Here is a 19,886-nt window from a genome sequence, read left to right on the forward strand (position 1 = left end):
ACGATTGAAAAAGAAAAACGCCAACCTATTTTAGCGGTTGGCGTCATGTGTAGAAGAAGAAAGAGGCAGGAAGTCCTCTTGTACAGGCACATACTCTCGGGAATCGTGGTTTGAGACTTCGGCTTGCCCTGTTTTTTGTGAGCGGGCCTGTTCGCGTTTTCTTTCCTTGAAATCGCTACGACGTACTTGATTGTTTTCCCACCAAATCCGCAAATGACGAGCGAGGATCGGCAAAGACATCTCAGAATGGGCAGCCTGTCTTTGCACAGCCGCATGTTGCATACCAGGAAGAAGTACGATTGTGGCAAAAGCCCCCATTAGAATGCCAAACAACAATACGCTGGCAAAGGACGCAAACGAATCATTCCCAGTACCCAAGCCCCCAGCTAGCGGAAGACTGGCTAACGCGATCGCCAAATATATCCCCGCTTGATTGACCATAGTGCGTTTGGCCCCCAGCTTGATACCGTCCCAAACTCGCTCCTGTTCGGCTTGGGCCTTGTACAGCTCATCCATCGCAAGAAGTGCCTGCAAAACGATGACGGCAATGGCAGCCACTATACCGTAGAAGCTCATAACGTTCATGGGTCGATCCAACCACAGCAATCCCAGCGCAAAGCCTCCAGACAAGACTGGCAAGAGAACGAGGGCAAATAATCCATCGCGTGTTCTGCGTTGCAAAAGCAAGCTCATGATAAGTACGAGGGCAACCAGACTGCCAATCGTCAAGAACCGGCTGCTCCAATCGACCTTGTTGAGCTTTTTCTCCTCCAATTTCTTCAGCTCATCGTCGTTATATACCGTGTAGCCTTCGGGTATCGTCACCTTTTCTTGCATGGTATATGGAATGATGTAAGACCACAGCTCAATTCGACTTGGATCTGTGACGGCACTGCTTACCTTGAAGACATACAGTCCGTCTTCCCGTTGATAAATAGGCGGTTCGCTGCCGATCGACCAATCTACCAACTCAGATAACCGCACCGTACCTTGTGAGGTTCGAATTAAAATCTGTTTCACTTGATCCGGATAGTCCATCCACCCGTCAGGGAATCGTACATGGATAGGTACCTGACGCTCATTCCAATAGACACTGCCTGCTGTTTTTTCTCCCAAATAGCTCTCCAGTTGTCTCTTGATCTCCTCTTGCGTAATCCGGTAGCGTGCCAGCATCTCTTGTTTTGGACGAATGTCGATAAAGGTCCCCACTGCACCTGGACCGATTCGTTCATCTGTCACAAGTTCTCGCCCCTCTTTATCCTTCGCACTCTGCTTTTCCATGAATGCCAATACTTCATTAGCAATGTTCTGCGTCGTTTGCAAGGATGGCCCCATGATCGTCAAGACAAGGCGAGTTGCCTTATCTTTATTAATGACCAGCGCAAACGGATCTGTCTGAGGAATATCTCGCAGCTCTTTGTCCAGTACTTTTTCCAGATCTGAGACTGATTGCGTCCAATCGTATTTGTCCACGAGCTTTAGTTGAAAGCTCAGATTTTCTTCGGAGGCAATCGTGTAGACATCTCGGACTTCGTTAATGGCGAGCAAGCGCTCCTCAGCTATTTGTGCTGCCCGCATGGCCTCATCGATGCTGCTTCCCTGCACCATTGGCAATGAAAGCGACTTGTCGCCATAATCAAGCTTGGCGTACGGATCTACGAGAATAAATGACTTGAGCAAAAAGACAAAGGCAAGTGAGGCAACCAGTGTGATTCCATAAGGCAAATACCCTTGTTCCACCAGTCGTTCCCAGCGAGCTTGAAAATACCTTGTCACTTTACCAGAAGCCCGTGGAGTTTCCTCCTCTACTCGTTCGGAAGCTTCCAGCCACGTTCCTGTCAGTACCGGCGTGATAAATCCATAGATAAGAATAAGAGCAAACGTCCCCAGCAAAAGAACGGGCCAAGCATCGTATAAGACAACCTTGTCTTCTGCCTTGAGGAAATCCGTGAAAACGACACCTGTCCAACAGACTGCCACTACGACAATCGTAAGCAAAAACGGCTTCATCAACCCCCACGCCACTTGCAAACAACGAACAAACGAGTACGAGGGCAATCGTGAAAACTGATGAAACAACGCAGAGCCTGCTCCTGTGAACAATAGCGAAAATAACACGAGTGGTCCAAGCGTGGAGAGCGTCAATGGGATTCCCCAAAGCCACATGCCTCCAAGAACACTGCCGACCGCTAGAACGTTTGCCAAAAGCGCGAGTACAGCCCCTGCCCATTGTTTTCGGGTCAGGTACAAAAAGAGCGAACAGATGACAGCCGTTAGAACAGCCAGTGCCCCAAGCTGTCTCAATGCAGCAGTGATTGTCTGGGCGTCGTCACGAAACAAATCGAGGCGGTACTTGCCGCCTGAAGCCTGATTCAACTCGCCAACCGCTTCCTTTACTTGCCTGCTGATGACAGGCAATTGCCCGACATCTGCTGCGTACACCGTGATTCCTAAGGCAGGCGAGCCACGATACATCCCGATTTGTTCGCCTTTGCTCCCGCGTCGATCACGAATGTCAGCCAACGTGTTTAGTGGCACGTATCCTTTATCGGTAGAGATCAAGTGCTTACCCAGATCTTGCAGCCCTTCCGATTTACTCGTCCATTGAATCATGGTTCGATCCTTATCAGCTCCAACAGAGCCTACCTCTTCTCCAACCACATCTGTCGGCAGTTGCGACAGAACATCAGCAGGTGTGAGCCCGTAGGCGAGTAGCATGGACGGTCGGAAAATGATATCTACCTGCTCTTTTACGGCTTGCTTGTCCATTTCGATGCGAGCGATCCCTGGCAGATTGATCAATTTGTCATAGACAGTATTTTGGGCAACGTCAGACAAGGTCTGCAAGTCCGTGCCGTACAGGACATAAAAGCCAATCTTGCTATCGGCCAGATTGCTTTGACTGACGCTCCACTCCTGCACGGGTAGCTGCTTCGTGATTTCTCCCAGCTTCTTTTCCAACCGTTCCTTATAATCCGAACCGATTTGTTCCGATGTTTTTACAGTAATAACTGCCGACCCCATCCGAGATTCGGAAGCAATCGTAAGCACACTGCCCAATGAACGTACCGATTCCTCTACTTTTCTCGCAACCGATTCGTCTACTTCCGCAGAGGAAAGTTTGGGTGCCAAGAGACTGATTGTATATTCAGGCACAGACCGATCCGGGAACGTCTTGATATCCAGCCCGAACCAAGCTCCTACCGCAAGTAGACAGCAAATGACCGCCAGGATGCGGGCGAAGGAGGGGATAATCGATAAAAATGTCTTGTTATTCATCCGCCACCTTCACCGCCTCACCATCCACTACATACGACAAGCCTGAAGCAACAATCTGGTCACCAGGCACGAGACCTTCCACTACCTCATAGAAGGTTCCTTGCAATGCCCCCACTTTGACAAACGTCTTTTCCACTGAATGTTCATTGATTTTCATGACGTAATATTCTTCATCAGAGACGCCGATGCTGCTAACAGGAACGAGCGCAACATTTGACGCCGGCAGCGGATACATACAAGTGACAGTCATGCCACCCTTCCACGCTACATTCTTGCCGTCTACGGTCACCTCGACTGGATAAGACCCCAAGCTGGTATCCATAACAGGTGAAACAAACGTCACTTTTCCTTCTGCTTCACTGCCGTCCGGGGCTTTCACCTTTACCACTTTACCTGCCTGCCAATGGGCGATTTGCTCCCTTTCTACTTGCAGTTTAACAAGCCAGGAGCTCGTATCGACCATTCGAATGACCTCTGTCCCAGGTCCAGCTTGCTCCGACGCTGTCTTGGAGATCGCTGCAACCACGCCTGTAAACGGAGCTATGATCACCGCATCAGCCGCTTCCTGCTTCGCGCGGCTCAATTGAACATTGGCCTGCTGGATGCTTGCATTCGCTTCTTCGATGTCCAGTGGATCGGCACCCTTCAGCAGATTGTTGTACGCCACTTGTTCTTCTTCCAGACTCAGCTCGGCTTGTCGCAGTGCAGAGGACAGCTTGTCTTTTTCATCCTTCGAGATGGCTCCATTCGCATACAAAATCTCCGCTTTGGTGAGTTCGTCGCGAGCTTTTTGCATTTGTTCTCTCGCTTTTTCTACCTGTAGCTTCTTGGTCTGCACCTCATGACTCTCCGGTCCCTTGGCGGCCTTTTCCCGCTTGATTGCAGCACTTGCTACTTGTCCTTGGGCTGCGTGAATTCCTTGCTGCAAGGCCGTTCCATCTAATGTCGCCAACGTCTGCCCTGCCTTGACAGTAGCTCCTTTTTCTACGAGAATGCCTGAAATTTTGCCTGAGGCACCAAACGATAAAGCCAGCTCCTGACGCGGTGCCACTACACCTGCTACTTCCATCAGTCGCTCATCCTTGCCATTCTCCACCGTATAGGCACTTACCGTTTTCACCTTGATGACCGTTTCTTCTTTCGTTCGTTTCAGACTTGAAACTCCCTCATTTAGCTTTTCGCACCCTACGAGCAGCAGGACCACAACCGTAAGACTTATCCATTTATTCGTATTTTTCATTCCTGCAACCCCACATTTCCCCCTGAATCTTCCTAATACTGACCAAAAAAAACGACGAATATTGACAAAATATATTTTACAGAAAAAAATGGTATAGTTGTACTACTTTTCTGTCATTTTACATTATTTTTTATAATCCAAATGTCTCGTCACTTGTTTGTAACTCGTATCTAGTATGATAGAAGGGCAGGAAAACAGGGCAACTGCATCGCCCTATTGTTAGCGCTTACAAAAATCCTTTACTTTTTCATGGTGGGAGTGATCGTCATGGCCAAAATCTATACTTCTTACACGGACATCGTGGCTGATATTCACGATGGTGCCACTTTATTAGTGGGCGGCTTCGGACTTGTAGGAATTCCGGAGAATCTGATTATTGCCCTGCGAGACAAAGCAGTGAAAAACTTGACAGTCGTCTCAAATAACTGCGGGGTAGATGATTGGGGACTCGGTCTCCTTTTACGCGAAAAGCAAATCAAAAAAATGGTCTCCTCTTATGTGGGTGAAAATAAGGAGTTCGAACGTCAATTTTTGTCCGGTGAGCTCGAAGTCGAGTTGACGCCACAAGGGACGCTGGCGGAGAGAATTCGCGCTGGCGGAGCTGGAATTCCGGCATTCTATACGCCAGCAGGAGTCGGCACACCTATCGCTGAAGGACGGGAAACGCGCGATTTCGCAGGGAAAGAGTACCTGCTTGAGTATGGCATCACGGGTGATTTCGCACTGATCAAGGCGTGGAAGGCTGACAAGATGGGCAATCTCGTCTTCCGCAAAACAGCCCAAAACTTCAATCCAATGATGGCAGCAGCCGGAAAAATCACGATCGTCGAAGTGGAAGAAATCGTAGAGACAGGTGAACTGGACCCTGAGCATATTCACACACCAAGTGTCTATGTGCAACGTGTGATACAGGCACCTTCGTTTGAAAAACGCATCGAACGACGCACTGTCCGCTCGTAAGCAGCAAAAGAGAGTACCGGATTACATTCAAGGGAGGAAAACACAGATGTCGCTTACACGTGAGCAAATCGCCACTCGTGCCGCCGGGGAAATAGAAGATGGCTTTTACGTAAACTTGGGGATTGGAATGCCCACGCTCGTCGCCAACTACATCCCCGAAGGAAAAACAGTTGTTCTGCAATCGGAAAACGGCTTGCTCGGAATTGGTCCATACCCGACAGAGGAAAACCTCGATCCTGATCTCATCAACGCCGGAAAAGAAACCGTTACGGCTATTCCAGGTGCGGCCTACTTCTCCAGTGCAGAATCGTTTGCGATGATTCGCGGCGGCCATATCGACCTCGCTATTTTGGGAGCGATGGAGGTTTCTGCTGCGGGTGATCTCGCAAACTGGATGATTCCTGGCAAAATGGTCAAGGGCATGGGAGGTGCCATGGATCTCGTCCACGGCGCGAAAAAAATCGTCGTCATCATGGATCATGTCAACAAGCATGGTGAGACAAAAATCTTGAATGAATGCGCCCTGCCACTTACCGGCAAGAAGGTTGTCAACCGTATCATTACGGACAGAGCTGTCATGGACGTGACACCAGACGGGCTCGTCCTCGTCGAGATAGCAGAAGGTTATACAGCGGAAGACATCCAGGCCTGCACGCAACCTACGCTACTTATCTCTCCAGAACTGAAAACAATTGGGCTGTAACCTATTTTTCAGGTACAGAACCCCCGTGAGTAAATCGCCGACTTCATCGCATCTGCGTGGAGTCGCTTTTTCTTTCCTTTTTTGCTCGGTGATAGCACACTTGCGCGGTCGCCTCTTTCTCACCTTTTCGTATATAATATGGATGATCCATCAAATTTCCCAGTATCTGAGAGGAAGAGATTCCATGTCAGGAACAGTCGGTTGCTTACTCATCCATGGATTTGCCGGAGACATCAACGATATACTCCCACTCGCCAAAAAGCTCCGCGAGGCTGGCTATCAGGTGGAATGCCCTACCTTGGAGGGACATGGGACTACTCGTCGACACATGGCAAAAAGCACCCGCCACGACTGGCTCCGCTCGGCAGAAGAAGGCTACAAGCGACTGTCCATGCGCGCTGACACTATCGTGGTCATCGGATTTTCCATGGGGGGACTGCTAGCCTTTCACTTGACGACAAAATACCCTGTCGCCCTGCTGTTTACGATCAACACCCCTTATAAATATTGGGACGTCAAAGAGGCAATGCACTATTTGCGTGAGGATTTCTCTACCCACTCCAAACGCTATATACACGGCATCGGCAGAATCCCTTTTAGCAGCATGCTGCAATTTCGCAGGCTGTTGGCAGAAACGAAGCCGCTTTTGCCTCAAATTACGACCCCTTACGTTCTGCTGCAAGCAAGGCGAGACGATACTGTACACGCCGTGAGCGCACAAATACTCGCAACCAGTGTAGACGAATCTGCCTCCCCGCAAATCACCTGGTACGAGCATTCGAACCATATGCTGCTCCACGGTCCTGACAAGGAGGCAGCCATTGCTCACGTCATGACAACCATCAAGAAGCGCTTTCCATCTTGACCAGCTTCGGTCGCCACAGCCATACAAGACCAACCAGAAGCAAGATGATCGCTATTCCGGTGTACATGGGACCCAGACCTACGTGTTCATCTAGCCAGAAAGCAAGGAGCGGCCCCAACGCCGCGCCCAGATCACTCACGACTGAATACTGTGTCATTACTGCTTGGCTGTTGGCCTGTCTCGCGGCTTCATCAGCCGCAAGGGTATCTATCACGGTCGTGATAATCGTCGCGGTCAACTGGATGCCGAATAAAATTGCAAACCATAGCAAAAGCGAAGATGCTGCTTGCAACGAGGCAAACAGAATGGAGGCGACTAGCAACGTCCCGATGAATAGATTCGTCCGGCCATGCCTGTCCGACAATTTGCCTACCAATGGGGCCGCCCACGGCTCCCACCCCCAGCGGATTCCTTGGATCACACTTGCAATTACTGCTGCCCCCAGCACGACTCCGCCCATCATGATAAACGGTTCACGTACTTCGACCACTCTGCTTAACGTGGAGGTAAACACCCCCTGGTACACCATCGTGACAAGCAATGCCGTCGTCAGTGTCAACAGTACCTGCACCTGACTCCACAAGCGTTTTCCTGCATCCATCGGCTTCACGTCTGCCAGATGCTGATTGGTAAAGGAAGGGCGTATATAGCGAAAAACAAGAATGAACGCGAACAAGGAAGGCACCGCAAGTACAATAGCAGCAACAGAAAGCCCGTACCAAGAGGCCAGTAGTGCTCCGACCAGCATGCCGCCAAGACTGCCCAAGCGATACAATCCGTTGTACAAGCCCATGAGTTGCCCGCGATTATGCCCTTCAGAAACGGTCACGATCAACGAAAATGCACCTAGCCTTAAAAAGGTCCAAGCTACTCCCCACAAGCATCGCATCAGAAGCCACAGCCAAAAGCCTTCCAAGCTGTACGAAAGCGTCGTCAGAAAAGCCAACACCACTGCCACAATCAAACCCGTGCGTCCTCCTGAGCGCTCATACCATTTTCCAACAAGAGGGCCGAGTGGTACGCGGATGAAGCGGTTCACCGCAAGCAATACCCCCACTTCCCACAGCGATGTTAATCCAGCCTCCTTCCAGAAAAGAGGAAGCACCACATACAGCATCGAATCCCCTATCATGCACAATGCTGTCACCAGTGCGACTGCCACGACTTGTGTCTTTCCACTGACTTCTCTCATCTCCTGATCCTTCTCTCTACTCGTTTTTACGTCTTTCTGAGCTATACCTTACGCGCAATCACTCATCATTTCTAATACATCTTTATCTATTACTCATAAACAAAAGTTATGAATCGAGGTACAGGATGAACTTACATGCACTCCGCATTTTTGTAGAAGTAGCGTCACGAGGCAGTGTCACCGAAGCAGCAATCGCACTCTCGATCAGCCAGCCTGCCGTAAGTGCCCAAATCCGCAAGCTCGAAAATGAATGGCGCATGACCTTGCTCATCCCGGATGGTCGCGGTATTGCTCTCACCTATGAGGGGCGCTTTCTTTTTGAAAAAGCACGCCGCATTTACGACTGGGAACGGGAAATCGAATCACAGCTAACAGAAATCAAACAAGGGAAGAAAGGACGACTACGGATTGCTTCTACCTATCTCCCCTCGCATTATCTCGTGCCACAATGGCTGGCTCAGTACAAGCGCAATTATGAAGGAGTCGATGTAGAAATTCGCACGCGTAATTCCATGCAATCCATCGAGCTGCTTCTTAGCTGCGAGGTCGATGTGGCCGTTATTCTCAAAGAATCGTGGGATGAGCTGCCTATCAATCGGCATCACTTGATGGATGTACCCTATTGGTTTATTTTGCCCGCCCATCATCCGCTTGCAGGAAAAGAAATCCGTATGGAGCAGCTCGTGGAGGAACCATTTTTGTTGCGGGAGCAAGGCAGTTCGACCCGCGATTGGCTTTTTGCCCTCTGTCGCGAGCATGGTGTGAAACGTCCACAGGTCGGTATTCAGTATCACGGTCTGGTTGAATCCATCCACTCCGTTCGTGCGGGATATGGGACGATGTTGGCTCCTGCTCTGGCCGTCAGGGAAATGGTAGAGCAGGGTGAGGTCGGTCGTGTAACCGTATCAGGGGTAGAGATCAAGCGTCCGTTGTATGTCTGCACGCGTGACGATGAGACAGAACAGCGGCCTGTTGTTACTCAGTTTCTGGAGTTGGTAAAGCGTGAGAAACTGATTTGAAAATAAGACGAATCAAAACGAAAAAAGAGGCTTTTCCTCAAAGGAATAGCCTCTTCTTTATACGCAACGCTTATGGGAACACAATCGTCTTGTTACCGTACACCAGCACCCGATCCTCCAGATGCCAACGAACCGCACGTGCAAGCACCGTACGCTCTACCTGACGTCCCAACTGCTTCAGTGCCTCGACGTCTTCCTGGTGCGATACACGTTGAACGTCTTGCTCGATAATCGGTCCTGCGTCCAGCTCTTCCGTGACGTAATGCGCAGTCGCTCCGATCAGCTTCACGCCGCGACGGTACGCCTGCTCGTAAGGCTTCGCTCCGACAAAAGCAGGGAGGAAGGAATGGTGGATATTGATAATCCGCATCGCATAGTCCTCCAAAAAGCGCGGGGACAAAATCTGCATGTAGCGAGCCAGAACGATCAGATCAACACCCTCCGCCGCTGCAATCTGCTCCTCTTCTGCCTGCGGCTTGTTATCCTTCGTGACTGGAATGCAGCGATACGGAATGCCGAAGGACTCGACTGTCTCCTGCATGTCAGGATGGTTGCTGACGACAACCGCGATATCCGCGAACAGCTCCCCGGACTTCCAGCGCCACAAGAGCTCCAAAAGACAGTGATCTTCTTTGGAAACAAACAACGCGACCTTCTTGCGCTTGTTCGCTTCCACCAGCGACCATTCCATGCCAAAGCTCTCGGCAACAGGGCTGAATGCTTGCTTGATCTCTTCACAGCGCTCGTCCAGATTGATGAGATCGAATTCAATGCGCATGAAGAATCGGCCTGTTTCCGGATCGGTCGTGTACTGGTCAGACTGAACGATGTTGGCTCCCTGTTGGAACAAGAAGTTCGACACCGCCGCGACGATACCCGCGCGGTCCGGGCAAGAAATCAGCATGCGCGCACGATCTTTGTTTTTCTCTCGATACGCGAGCCATTCTCTCTCTGATAACAATTGCATGGTTTACTCTCCTCCATAATCAAAAACAGCAAAAAGTTGTTTGCAATTATACCATTCCCAGAAGGGATTTCTATACCCAAATAGAGAGAAAAATGTTCACTTATCGATAAAAATTTTTAGATAGAGTGATTTCCAATCCCGTTAAGCAAAATATCTACGGTCAGAGCGATTTGCTCATCATCGCTGAACTGTGTAAATTCATCGGTATCCAAAACTTGCCGGAACAGAACGAGCCCGATCATCGAGGACAGGATCGCCCGGAAGACAGCCTGTGTCGGGAGCGGACGCAATTCGCCTACCTCGCCCTTTGCCTCGATCAGCTTATTTGCCATCTCCTTCACACCCGTGAAAACGGTAGCGATGAGTGCTTCCCTGATTTCGTCATGGAAAAAGGCTTCTTGCAGCAAAATGCGAATATGCTTTTCATTCGCCAGCACCAGGTCGATCCGGTTTCGGTACAGCTCTGTCACGATTTGGGAGAATGTCTTTTTATTCTGCTCTTTGAAGATCTCACGGACATCCTTCAAGATAAACGGCGCCGCGAACTTGACCAATACTGGTGCAACGACGGCAAGTAAAATATCCTTTTTCGATTTGTAGTGGCGAAAAATCGTTCCCTCTGCCACTCCTGCTTCTTTGGCAATTTCAGAGGTGGAGCTGGCATGAAAGCCCTTTTCGGCGAACAGCTTCACCGATGCACGCAAAATATTACGCTGCTTCTCCGTCATCTCACTCTCATCTTTCAACTCTTCTACATATTGCAACAGGCCCTCTACAAATGTTGGCGGCTTGTTCATCACCCATTACGCTCCTCTTATTCGATCTTCTTGCGGAATCGCAGGATAGCGACTGTCAGGATCAAGAGACAAAAACCGCTCATTCCGACGACATCCTTCCAGAGCGCATCGATGTCCACGCCCTTTAAGAAAATTCCTCGCAAGATTTCCAGAAAATAGGTCAACGGGACGAGCCCGCCTAACCATTGTATCACGAGCGGCATCGAATCGCGCGGGAACATAAAGCCGGAGAGAAGCACACTAGGCAGAATAAAAGCGAATGCCATTTGCATCGCTTGAAGCTGAGTCTTTGCCACCGTAGAAATGAAAATGCCCAAGAGAAGCGTCGTCACCAAAAACAAGATAGACAAAGTCACCAGAAGCGAAATGCTGCCTTTGACCGGGACCCCGAACCAATACGTTCCAACCAAGAGCACTAGACAAAACGAAAAGAGACCTACACCTACATAGGGGGTAATTTTGCCGAGCATCAGCTCCAATGGGCGGATCGGAGTCACGATTAACTGCTCCATCGTTCCTCGCTCCTTTTCACGTACGAGGGAAAACGCCGTCAGAATCATCGTGACGTTTTGCATTATCAAGCCGATCAAGCCAGGAATATTGAAGACGATACTCTCCATATTGGGGTTAAACAGCACGCGTGTATCCAAGCCGAGTGGCTGTTCCAGCTCCCCCAATCCTTGTTTTTGCAGCTTTATTTCCTGCAATGTGATCGCTTGATGTTGGACGATCAACTGGGCTTGAGAAGTGGCAGTCCGGGCGATATTCGGATCGGAACCATTAATCAGCATCTGCACATCTACCGACTCGTTTCGATCACGCTTGCGGGTGTAGTCCGGCCCGATAATAAGCGCAACATTTACGGAGCCATCGTCCAGCATGGCTTCGATCTCCCTGTAGCTACTTACATGGGCTGCCACCTCGAATACGCGTGTATGGACGAACTGATCCACCAGCTCTCGACTGGCAGCAGAAGGGCTTTGATTCCAGACGGCCATCTGGATGTCATTGACGTCTGTATTCACCGCATATCCGAACAAAAACAACAGCATCAGCGGCATGACCAGTGCAATCGCCAGACTGGGACGATCCCGCTTGATTTGGATGACTTCCTTCTTCACGACAGACCAGTAACGCTCCCAGACAAAATGCCTCATCTGGCTCCCTCCTCCGCCGCCTGTCTGGCTTCCTCCTGCCTAACCAGATCGATGAAGACATCCTCCAGATTGCCTACTCCCATACGATCGATCAACGCTTGTGGAGTGCCTTCCGCCAGCAGATTGCCGAAAAAGATAAAGCCGATCCAATCGCATGTCTGCGCCTCATCCATATAGTGTGTGGTCACCAGCACGGTGATCCCCTGTCTCGCCAGTTCATGAATGACGTCCCAAAAAATCCGACGAGAAACAGGATCGACTCCTGCTGTCGGTTCGTCCAAAATCAACAGCTCCGGCTTGTGCAAAAGAGCGCAGGAGAGCGCGAGGCGTTGCTTCCATCCCCCTGACAGCGATCCCGCAAGCTGCTTTTCCCTGCCTGTCAGGCCTGCCATCTCAATCAGTTCCGCTTTCCGCTCCTTGCGTTCTGCTGCACGTAATCGATAAACCCCGGCATAAAAATCGAGATTCTCTTCCACTGTCAAATCTTCATACAGGCTGAACTTTTGTGACATATAGCCGATCCTTTGCTTGATTTCCTCGCTCTGTGTCATGACATCGAAGCCAAGAACCGTCCCCTTTCCCGTCGTCGGGGTCAACAAGCCACAAAGCATCCGGATTGTGGTCGATTTCCCTGAACCATTCGGACCCAAAAAACCGTAAATCGAACCTCGCGGAACCGTCAGTGTCAGGCTGTTCACAGCTACTCGATCACCGAAACGCTTCGTCAACTGCTCGCATTGGATAGCGGCGCTCATTGACCTCCCTCCTCGTCTGCCAGCAGCACATCGGCAGGCATACCTGGTTTGATTTTGTCGAGTCCATCTGAGATATGGATCGTAACAGCGAACACAAGCTTGGTGCGTTCATCCGGTGTCTGTACATTTTTCGGCGTAAACTCTGCCTTTTCAGAGATGCGACTGATCGTTCCCGTAAACGTCTCTTGCGGATAGGCATCCACCTTGATGCCAACCTTTTGTCCTTTTTTCACCTGATTCAATTGTGCTTCCGGGATGTACACGACGAGCTCGAGCTGATCTGGCTTCATCATCGTAAACAAGGTGGCACCTGTTTTGGCTACTTCCCCCTGTTCGATAGAGGAGCGCAAGAGTGTACCATCATCTGTTGCTGTAATCTTGGACTTTTCCAACTGCAATAAGGCTTGATCCAGTTTCGCTTTCGCCTGCTGCTGTGCGGCGAGCAGTGCCCGAATCGCGTAATCGGTACTCCCTTCCTTCACCTGGTCGAGATCCGCCTGCGCTCCGGCTTGCGCGGCTTGGGCTGTACCGATTTGGGCCGCAGCAGCAGCGATGTCTTCTTGTGCAGAATGGTACTGTGCCTGTGTCTGCGCTACTTGTGCCGCCCATTGATCTGTCTGTGTTTTTGCCTGATTCACTGCTTCTTTTTGTGTGTCGAGGTCTTTGACAGAGATCGCTCCTTTTTCGAAAAGCGCTGTTGCTTCCTCGAGCCTTTTTTGTTGATACAACAGGGTCTGCTGCGCCCCCTGCCATTGCGATTCTGCCTGCGTCATCTGCTCAGCAGCACGTGCTTTTCCTGCTTCCGCCTGATTTTTTCTCGCTTGTGCCAGTTGAATATTCGCATTTGCTTGCTGGACGTTGGCTATACTTCTTTGGATCGTCGTGTCCCGTGAACCCGCTCTCGCCTCTTCCAGTCTGGCTGTCGCTTGGTCCAGTGCCGCCTGTGCTTCTGCCACAGTCATTTGGTAGCTTCGTTTATCGATTTGGGCCAGCACTTGTCCTTTTTTTACTGCATCTCCCTCTTCTGCCGTAACGTTTGTCACCAATCCGCCTACTTCAGCTACGATCGGCAGCTCGATGGCCTCGATTGTGCCAGACAGAGACGGATGATTGTCGGATGTCCAATTGCAGCCCGACAATGCCAGTAACAGTCCCCCGATACAAATAGAGCGAACAACTGGTTTCATAACCGCTTCCCCCTACCTACATAATAGAGTGAGTAATCACTTTCATTTTTGTGTGAAAAAACAAGCCACAGAACTAGGCTTGAGATAAGTTTTTTAGATAAGCGAGTGATTACTCACTTTTACTTGTGAGTATATGCTCCTCTTTTACGAAATGCAATTCCTTTTTCGAAAATGCGCAATTGAAAAGAAATCCTGTCTGATTCTTCATGCTATGATGAAGACAAGCTAGACAAGCCCGTTGGCATCGGGTATCAATACCGTCGGGATGGAAAGAATTAGGAGCATCGGGTTTTTAACTACCATGTAGGGAGTGAACAATGTCTATGATGATTAGCAAAGTCGGTCAAATCATGCTGTATGTCAATAACCAGGATCAAGCAGTGAACTTTTGGACGGAAAAGCTAGGGTTCCGTGTTGTTTCAGAAGAGAAGAACGGTGAAATGAGATGGATTGAAATTGCTCCCGCTCAAGGCGCTGAAACAAGCATCGTTCTGCACAATAAGGAATTCGTTGCGAAAATGTCGCCCGGAATGAATCTTGGCACTCCTTCACTCCTGCTCTTTTCAGAAAATATCGAGGAATTGCGTAACGACCTCATGAATAAAAATGTGAAGGTTGGAGACATTGTTACGATGCCTTCTGGCCGCGTCTTTAACTTCGCAGACGATGAAGACAATTACTTTGCTGTGCTGGAGAAAAAGTAAACAGAAGGAGGCGGCTGACTGGAATGGTCGGCCGCCTTTTGTTTCACGCTTTTTAGTCGAACTTTAATTTGGACAGTGCGTCTTTCAACGCTGAGTTGATTCCTTCATCCTGCTCCTTGTCTTGCCCCTTCAAATACTTGGCTACTTCTTTCTTCGAAACCTTGCTGCCCTTTTCCTTATCCCGACGCTCCTGGAAGGTCTTCAGTTTTTCCTTGTGTCCACACGCGCAGACAAAGGTTTGTCCTTCCCCTTCTCCGCGCAGCTCCAATCTTTTGTGGCATTTTGGACATCTGGCATTGGTCTGCTTGGCAATGCTTTTGCGATAACCGCATTCCCGATCCTGGCACACCTGCATTTTGCCGCGCTTTCCGTTTACCTCGAGCAAAAACTTATTGCACTCCGGGCACCTGCTTCTGGTCAGGTTGTCGTGCCGGAAAGTCTGATCGCTATTCTTGATCTGCTGGACGACTTCTTTGGCGTACGATTTCATCTCTTCGATAAACGCTCGCTTGTTCAAGCTGCCCTTGGCGATGGCACCGAGCTTTTGCTCCCATTGGGCGGTCAAGGTCGGCGACTGCATTTCATCTGGGACGAGCTCTAGCAACTGCTTGGCTTTTGCGGTAACAAAAATATGCTTGCCGCGCTTCTCTAGCAAAAAGCTGTTGAACAGCTTCTCGATGACATCCGCGCGGGTTGCTACTGTACCCATTCCGCCTGTTTCCCCTATCGTTTTGATCAAATCCTTGCTCTCGTTCGCCATGTATTTCGCCGGGTTTTCCATCGCAGACAGCAGGCTCGCTTCTGTAAATGGCTCTGGCGGCTTCGTCTCGCCCTTGGTCTGGGATATCGACTGGATTTGCAGGCGATCTCCTTTCGCAAGAGAAGGCAAAATCTGTTCCTTTACGCCGTCCTTCGCATCGTCGTCTTCTACATCGTGGTCATACGCCTCTCTCCAGCCTTGGGAGAGCACGGTTTTTCCTTTTGCCAGGAACGTTTCATTCCCGATTTTCGCCTGAATGGTTGTTTGCTCGTATTCGAAGGCAGGCAACAACACGGCCAGGAAGCGCTTCACGATGAGGTCAAAAATTTTGCGTTCCTTATCGCTCAAATCACCGAGAAAAACAGCTTGCTCCGTCGGGATAATCGCATGGTGGTCCGATACTTTGCTGTCATCCACGAACGATTTGTTCGCTTTGATCGGTGCACGCAGGATTCTGGCGGCGAGGGGCGCATATGGCTTCATTTGGACAGCCTTGATTCGATCCGGCAGCGTCTCGACGATATCAGCAGAGAGATAGCGAGAGTCCGTTCGTGGGTACGTCACTGCCTTGTGATGCTCATATAGCCCTTGCATGATGGACAGCGTCTGCTTTGGTGAGTAGCCAAACATCCGGTTGGCATCTCGTTGCAGCTCCGTCAAATCGTACAGTTGAGGAGCATACGTCTTTTTGTGCGCACGAGTAATCTCGATGACTTCTGCGTTTTTCTCCTGTTTGAGAGCGGCTATTAGCTGATCCGCTTTCTCCTTGGAAAATGTTTTGAAATCCTTCGTTTGCTGATCTTGCCATTGGAGCTGAATCGGACCTTGGGCCAACGCGGACAGGCCGTAAAATGGCTTGGGCGTAAAGCGACGAATCTCTTCTTCTCTCGTTGCCACAATGGCGAGTGTTGGCGTCTGGACACGACCGCAAGAGAGCTGGGCGTTATGCTTGCAGGTCAAGGCGCGGGTGGCATTGATTCCTACGAGCCAGTCTGCTTCTGCACGAGCAGCGGCGGAGGCAAACAAGTTTTCATAGTTTTTGCCATCCTTCAAATTGCGGAAGCCTTCGCGGATCGCCTTATCTGTCACCGAGGAAATCCACAGACGCTTGATTGGTTTATTCACGTGAACCAGCTCGAGAATCCACCGGGCGACGAGCTCTCCTTCACGCCCTGCATCCGTCGCAATGACGATCTGCCCGACATCGTTGCGTCTCATTTGTTGTTTGACGACCTGGAATTGCTTGTTGCTTTCCCTGATCACGACCAAGCGCAATGGGGACGGCATAATCGGCAAATCCTCGATTCGCCACGAGCTGAATTGCTGCCCGTACGCTTCTGGATCAGCGAGGGTGACCAAATGCCCGAGCGCCCATGTCACAATATATTTATCTCCTTCAAAAAAGCCGTTTCCTTTTTTGTGACATTGCAATACTTTGGCAATGTCGCGTCCAACCGAAGGCTTTTCTGCCAGTACAACTGTTTTACTCATGTACGACATCCTTTCAAACCAATTCAACAATCTGTATCCATTGTAAACAAAAAAGCAGGAAGAAGGGGCTTAGAAATATTTCGAGAAAATAAAGTTTTAAACTTAGGGTTATGAAACGCTAACGGGAAAGTTCACTTTCGCATTGGAAAAAACTTCAAAAGGCTCCTTGACCATTACGTAACGTAACGGTTTATAGTGAAATTACCGGTGAAACGCTAGCGATCAAGAAAGGGGCTGATCATGAAACAACATTGGAAAGTCGGAGAACTTGCGAAAATGGCGGGAATTACGATACGAACTTTACGTTTTTACGATCAGATAGGCTTGTTTTCACCATCCGGCTATTCGCCATCCGGATACAGACTCTACACCGAAAAGGACATTTCACGCCTACAGCAAATTTTGTCCTTAAAGGAGTTGGGGCTATCGCTGGAGCAGATTAAAGCCGTTATGACCGGAGACCAACTCAGCCTGTCAGACATCGTTACCATTCAAATAGACAGCCTGAAAGAAAGTATCCGCATGCAGCAGAAACTCTTGCATGAGCTTGAGAATGTATCGAGTCGGATGCAAAGGAACGAGCCGTTTACCGTTGAGCATTTCATGAACATCATACGGACGATGAGAATGAACCATGAGAAATTTTTCGCCGAGAGAAAATCGAGTATGGATCGCCACCTCGACCGACTTGGTGAATATTTAGATGAGCATCCGGAAGAACCCGGACAAGGAGGTTTCGACTGTGAGTGAAAGATCTGCCAAACATTCCACATTTGTCATCGAACGAAACTATAAGCATTCCCCTGCCCGTGTATTCGCTGCATGGGCGGGTCAAGCAGCCAAAGCCGGTTGGTTTCCTAAAGCTGAAGAGTTCGACTTCCGCGTCGGCGGCCACGAATTCAATCGCGGTGGTCCTCCTGGGGGACCCGTTTACACATTCGATGCCTGCTATCAGGAAATCGTTCAGAATAGGCGAATTGTATACTCATACACGCTGGACATGGAAGACAAGCGGATGTCTGTTTCCGTGACGACGGTGGAATTCGATTCCGTGGACGGCGGCACGCGCTTGATCTATACCGAGCAGGGCGTTTTTCTGGACGGTCTCGATACGCCTGAACAACGTGAGCACGGAACAAAGGTGATGTTGGATAAGCTCGGAAAGGTTCTGGACGGCCAATGAAAGATGCTGCGCTTGAATCGAGTAACCGGGCCGGTTTGAACGAATGGATTGGACTTGCCGTGCTTTCATTGCCTGCACTGCTCGTTTCGATAGACTTGTCCGTCATGATTCTCGCACTTCCTCACATAAGCGTCTCTATCGGCGCTGACAGTACAGAACAGCTCTGGATCATGGACATATACGGCTTCATGCTCTCGGGGTTTCTGATCACGATGGGCTCGCTCGGGGATCGGCTCGGCCGCCGTAAACTGCTGATGATCGGCGCAGCAGCATTCGGTTCGGCTTCGGTGTTGGCCGCTTATTCCAGCACCTCAGGAATGCTGATTGCAGCACGGGCGCTGCTCGGCATAGCCGGGGCGACGGTATCGCCTTCGTCCCTGGCTTTAATCAGCAATATGTTCCGTGATCATAAGCAACGTGCCCTCGCCATAGGCATATGGTTCATGTGCTCCATGGGAGGCATGGCGCTTGGCCCAGTAGTCGGCGGAATGATGCTGGAGCAGTTTTCATGGGGTTCGATTTTTCTACTCGGTGTTCCAGTCATGGCGCTGCTATTGTTGACTGCGCCCCATCTTCTGCCCGAATATCGGGATCCCGCACCTGGTCATTTGGATATGACTAGCGTCATGCTGTCGATGTGTACCATTCTACCAGCAATATTCGGGCTAAAGGAAATCGCTAAGCAAGGTCTACAGACTTTGCCGCTCATTGCCATCGCGGCTGGAGTTGTTTTCGGGATGTTATTTGTAAGACGGCAGCAACGTTTGGACAGTCCGCTAATGGACTTGCGCCTATTTGAAAACCCCGCCTTCAGCACGGCACTGGGCGGCTTGTTCGGCATCACTTTGACAGGCGCTTCCATGCTCTTCATCGCACAGCATCTTCAATTTGTGGAAGGACTATCTCCGCTTGCAGCAGCGATGTGCATGCTTCCGGGAGTGGTTGCGTCGATGGCGGGTATGTTGTTGTCGCCGATCATCGCTCGGCGAGTTCGACCGTCGCACCTTATCGGGGCAGGCCTTGCCGTCTCGGCGACTGGTTGTATTTTACTATCCCAGGTAGAGATGGGGTCTGGGCTCTCTACCCTGATTGTCGGTTATATCTTTTTTAATGTGGGAGTAGCCCCGTTTGCGAGCTTGTCCAGCGATCTAATTATCGGCTCGGCCCCGCCAGCGAAAGCGGGTTCGGCAGCGTCCTTGCTGCAAACGAGCGGTGAATTCGCATTCGCACTTGGTATCGCTGTATTAGGCAGTATCGGAACATACGTGTACCGCACTCAAATTGCTGGCTTCATACCGAAAGGGGTTACGACGTTAACATCCGGAGCCTCCCACGAAAGTCTGGCTGGGGCAGTCTCGGCGGCTAAAGCTTTACCCGAACCTATTGGTTCAACACTTCTTCATGGCGCCCAGATTGCATTTACCGACGGCATGCATGCTGTTGTGGTCGTTAGCGGCGGGCTCATGATCACTATCGCCATACTCACCGTGATCAAGCTTCGGCATATCCCCCCTATCGGGCAGAAAACGCCAGGTGAGATGTAATGGCCCGCGGCAGTCTGGGACTTTATTTTCTCGTCCCAGACTGCCGCTTTCTCATGTATGCGAGACATCCTTTCAAACTCAAA

Annotated in this window: 17 protein-coding genes; 8 read left to right on the forward strand and 9 right to left on the reverse strand. The window is 50.3% G+C overall.

Annotated features, from left to right (window positions below):
- Window positions 1-30: 30 nt before the first annotated feature.
- Window positions 31-3,279 carry an efflux RND transporter permease subunit gene (locus tag ASG16_RS08670; protein WP_056492144.1) on the reverse strand — a complete coding sequence of 1,083 codons (3,249 nt, stop codon included), beginning with the start codon at window positions 3,277-3,279 and terminating at the stop codon, window positions 31-33.
- Window positions 3,272-4,519, reverse strand: coding sequence for an efflux RND transporter periplasmic adaptor subunit (locus ASG16_RS08675; RefSeq protein ID WP_056492147.1), 1,248 nt, complete (start codon window positions 4,517-4,519; stop codon window positions 3,272-3,274). The genes ASG16_RS08670 and ASG16_RS08675 overlap by 8 nt, the downstream gene beginning before the upstream one ends.
- A 267-nt stretch (window positions 4,520-4,786) precedes the next feature.
- On the opposite strand from ASG16_RS08675, the gene ASG16_RS08680 reads away from it, so the two are divergent.
- The 3 genes from ASG16_RS08680 (at window position 4,787) to ASG16_RS08690 (ending at window position 7,047) form a co-directional block, all read left to right on the forward strand.
- Window positions 4,787-5,479 carry a CoA transferase subunit A gene (locus ASG16_RS08680; protein ID WP_015893185.1) on the forward strand — a complete coding sequence of 231 codons (693 nt, stop codon included), beginning with the start codon at window positions 4,787-4,789 and terminating at the stop codon, window positions 5,477-5,479.
- Window positions 5,480-5,525: 46 nt separating this feature from the next.
- Complete coding sequence (locus ASG16_RS08685; RefSeq protein ID WP_056492150.1) at window positions 5,526-6,182, forward strand: CoA transferase subunit B; 657 nt, start codon at window positions 5,526-5,528, stop codon at window positions 6,180-6,182.
- A gap of 100 nt (window positions 6,183-6,282) precedes the next feature.
- Window positions 6,283-7,047: an alpha/beta hydrolase gene (locus tag ASG16_RS08690; protein ID WP_082517264.1), complete on the forward strand. Its 765-nt coding sequence runs from the start codon at window positions 6,283-6,285 to the stop codon at window positions 7,045-7,047.
- Here ASG16_RS08690 and ASG16_RS08695 read toward each other — a convergent pair.
- The gene (locus tag ASG16_RS08695) at window positions 7,025-8,239 is read right to left on the reverse strand and encodes an MFS transporter (protein ID WP_056492158.1); all 1,215 of its coding nucleotides are present in this window, start codon (window positions 8,237-8,239) and stop codon (window positions 7,025-7,027) included. The genes ASG16_RS08690 and ASG16_RS08695 overlap by 23 nt on opposite strands.
- A gap of 125 nt (window positions 8,240-8,364) precedes the next feature.
- On the opposite strand from ASG16_RS08695, the gene ASG16_RS08700 reads away from it, so the two are divergent.
- The gene (locus ASG16_RS08700) at window positions 8,365-9,258 is read left to right on the forward strand and encodes a LysR family transcriptional regulator (RefSeq protein WP_056492161.1); all 894 of its coding nucleotides are present in this window, start codon (window positions 8,365-8,367) and stop codon (window positions 9,256-9,258) included.
- Between the two features lie 70 nt (window positions 9,259-9,328).
- Here ASG16_RS08700 and purU read toward each other — a convergent pair whose 3' ends face one another.
- The 5 genes from purU to ASG16_RS08725 form a co-directional block, all read right to left on the reverse strand.
- Window positions 9,329-10,225, reverse strand: a complete 897-nt coding sequence (gene purU, locus ASG16_RS08705; RefSeq protein ID WP_056492164.1) for a formyltetrahydrofolate deformylase — start codon at window positions 10,223-10,225, stop codon at window positions 9,329-9,331.
- 116 nt (window positions 10,226-10,341) lie between these two features.
- Window positions 10,342-11,022: a TetR/AcrR family transcriptional regulator gene (locus tag ASG16_RS08710; RefSeq protein ID WP_056492167.1), complete on the reverse strand. Its 681-nt coding sequence runs from the start codon at window positions 11,020-11,022 to the stop codon at window positions 10,342-10,344.
- A gap of 17 nt (window positions 11,023-11,039) precedes the next feature.
- Window positions 11,040-12,179 carry an ABC transporter permease gene (locus tag ASG16_RS08715; protein ID WP_056492170.1) on the reverse strand — a complete coding sequence of 380 codons (1,140 nt, stop codon included), beginning with the start codon at window positions 12,177-12,179 and terminating at the stop codon, window positions 11,040-11,042.
- Window positions 12,176-12,934, reverse strand: a complete 759-nt coding sequence (locus ASG16_RS08720; RefSeq protein ID WP_056492174.1) for an ABC transporter ATP-binding protein — start codon at window positions 12,932-12,934, stop codon at window positions 12,176-12,178. Before ASG16_RS08720 ends, ASG16_RS08715 begins: the two co-directional genes overlap by 4 nt.
- Window positions 12,931-14,121, reverse strand: coding sequence for an HlyD family secretion protein (locus tag ASG16_RS08725; RefSeq protein ID WP_056492177.1), 1,191 nt, complete (start codon window positions 14,119-14,121; stop codon window positions 12,931-12,933). The genes ASG16_RS08720 and ASG16_RS08725 overlap by 4 nt, the downstream gene beginning before the upstream one ends.
- A gap of 326 nt (window positions 14,122-14,447) precedes the next feature.
- Between ASG16_RS08725 and ASG16_RS08730 the strand changes: the two genes are divergently transcribed.
- Window positions 14,448-14,825 carry a VOC family protein gene (locus ASG16_RS08730; RefSeq protein ID WP_173629214.1) on the forward strand — a complete coding sequence of 126 codons (378 nt, stop codon included), beginning with the start codon at window positions 14,448-14,450 and terminating at the stop codon, window positions 14,823-14,825.
- 52 nt (window positions 14,826-14,877) lie between these two features.
- Here the strand turns inward: ASG16_RS08730 and ASG16_RS08735 are convergent, their stop codons facing one another.
- Entirely contained in the window at window positions 14,878-17,076 is a 2,199-nt protein-coding gene (locus ASG16_RS08735) for a DNA topoisomerase III (protein ID WP_056492179.1), read from the reverse strand.
- A 240-nt stretch (window positions 17,077-17,316) separates the two neighbouring features.
- Here ASG16_RS08735 and ASG16_RS08740 point away from each other — a divergent pair, with 240 nt between their 5' ends.
- The 3 genes from ASG16_RS08740 to ASG16_RS08750 are packed head-to-tail and all read left to right on the forward strand — an operon-like array spanning window position 17,317 to window position 19,803.
- Complete coding sequence (locus ASG16_RS08740) at window positions 17,317-17,826, forward strand: MerR family transcriptional regulator (RefSeq protein WP_056492182.1); 510 nt, start codon at window positions 17,317-17,319, stop codon at window positions 17,824-17,826.
- Window positions 17,819-18,259: an SRPBCC family protein gene (locus tag ASG16_RS08745; RefSeq protein WP_056492185.1), complete on the forward strand. Its 441-nt coding sequence runs from the start codon at window positions 17,819-17,821 to the stop codon at window positions 18,257-18,259. Before ASG16_RS08740 ends, ASG16_RS08745 begins: the two co-directional genes overlap by 8 nt.
- Complete coding sequence (locus ASG16_RS08750; protein WP_056492188.1) at window positions 18,256-19,803, forward strand: MFS transporter; 1,548 nt, start codon at window positions 18,256-18,258, stop codon at window positions 19,801-19,803. Before ASG16_RS08745 ends, ASG16_RS08750 begins: the two co-directional genes overlap by 4 nt.
- The last annotated feature ends 83 nt before the right edge of the window (window positions 19,804-19,886 follow it).

This window comes from Brevibacillus sp. Leaf182 (assembly GCF_001423865.2).
Lineage (GTDB): Bacteria > Bacillota > Bacilli > Brevibacillales > Brevibacillaceae > Brevibacillus > Brevibacillus brevis_C.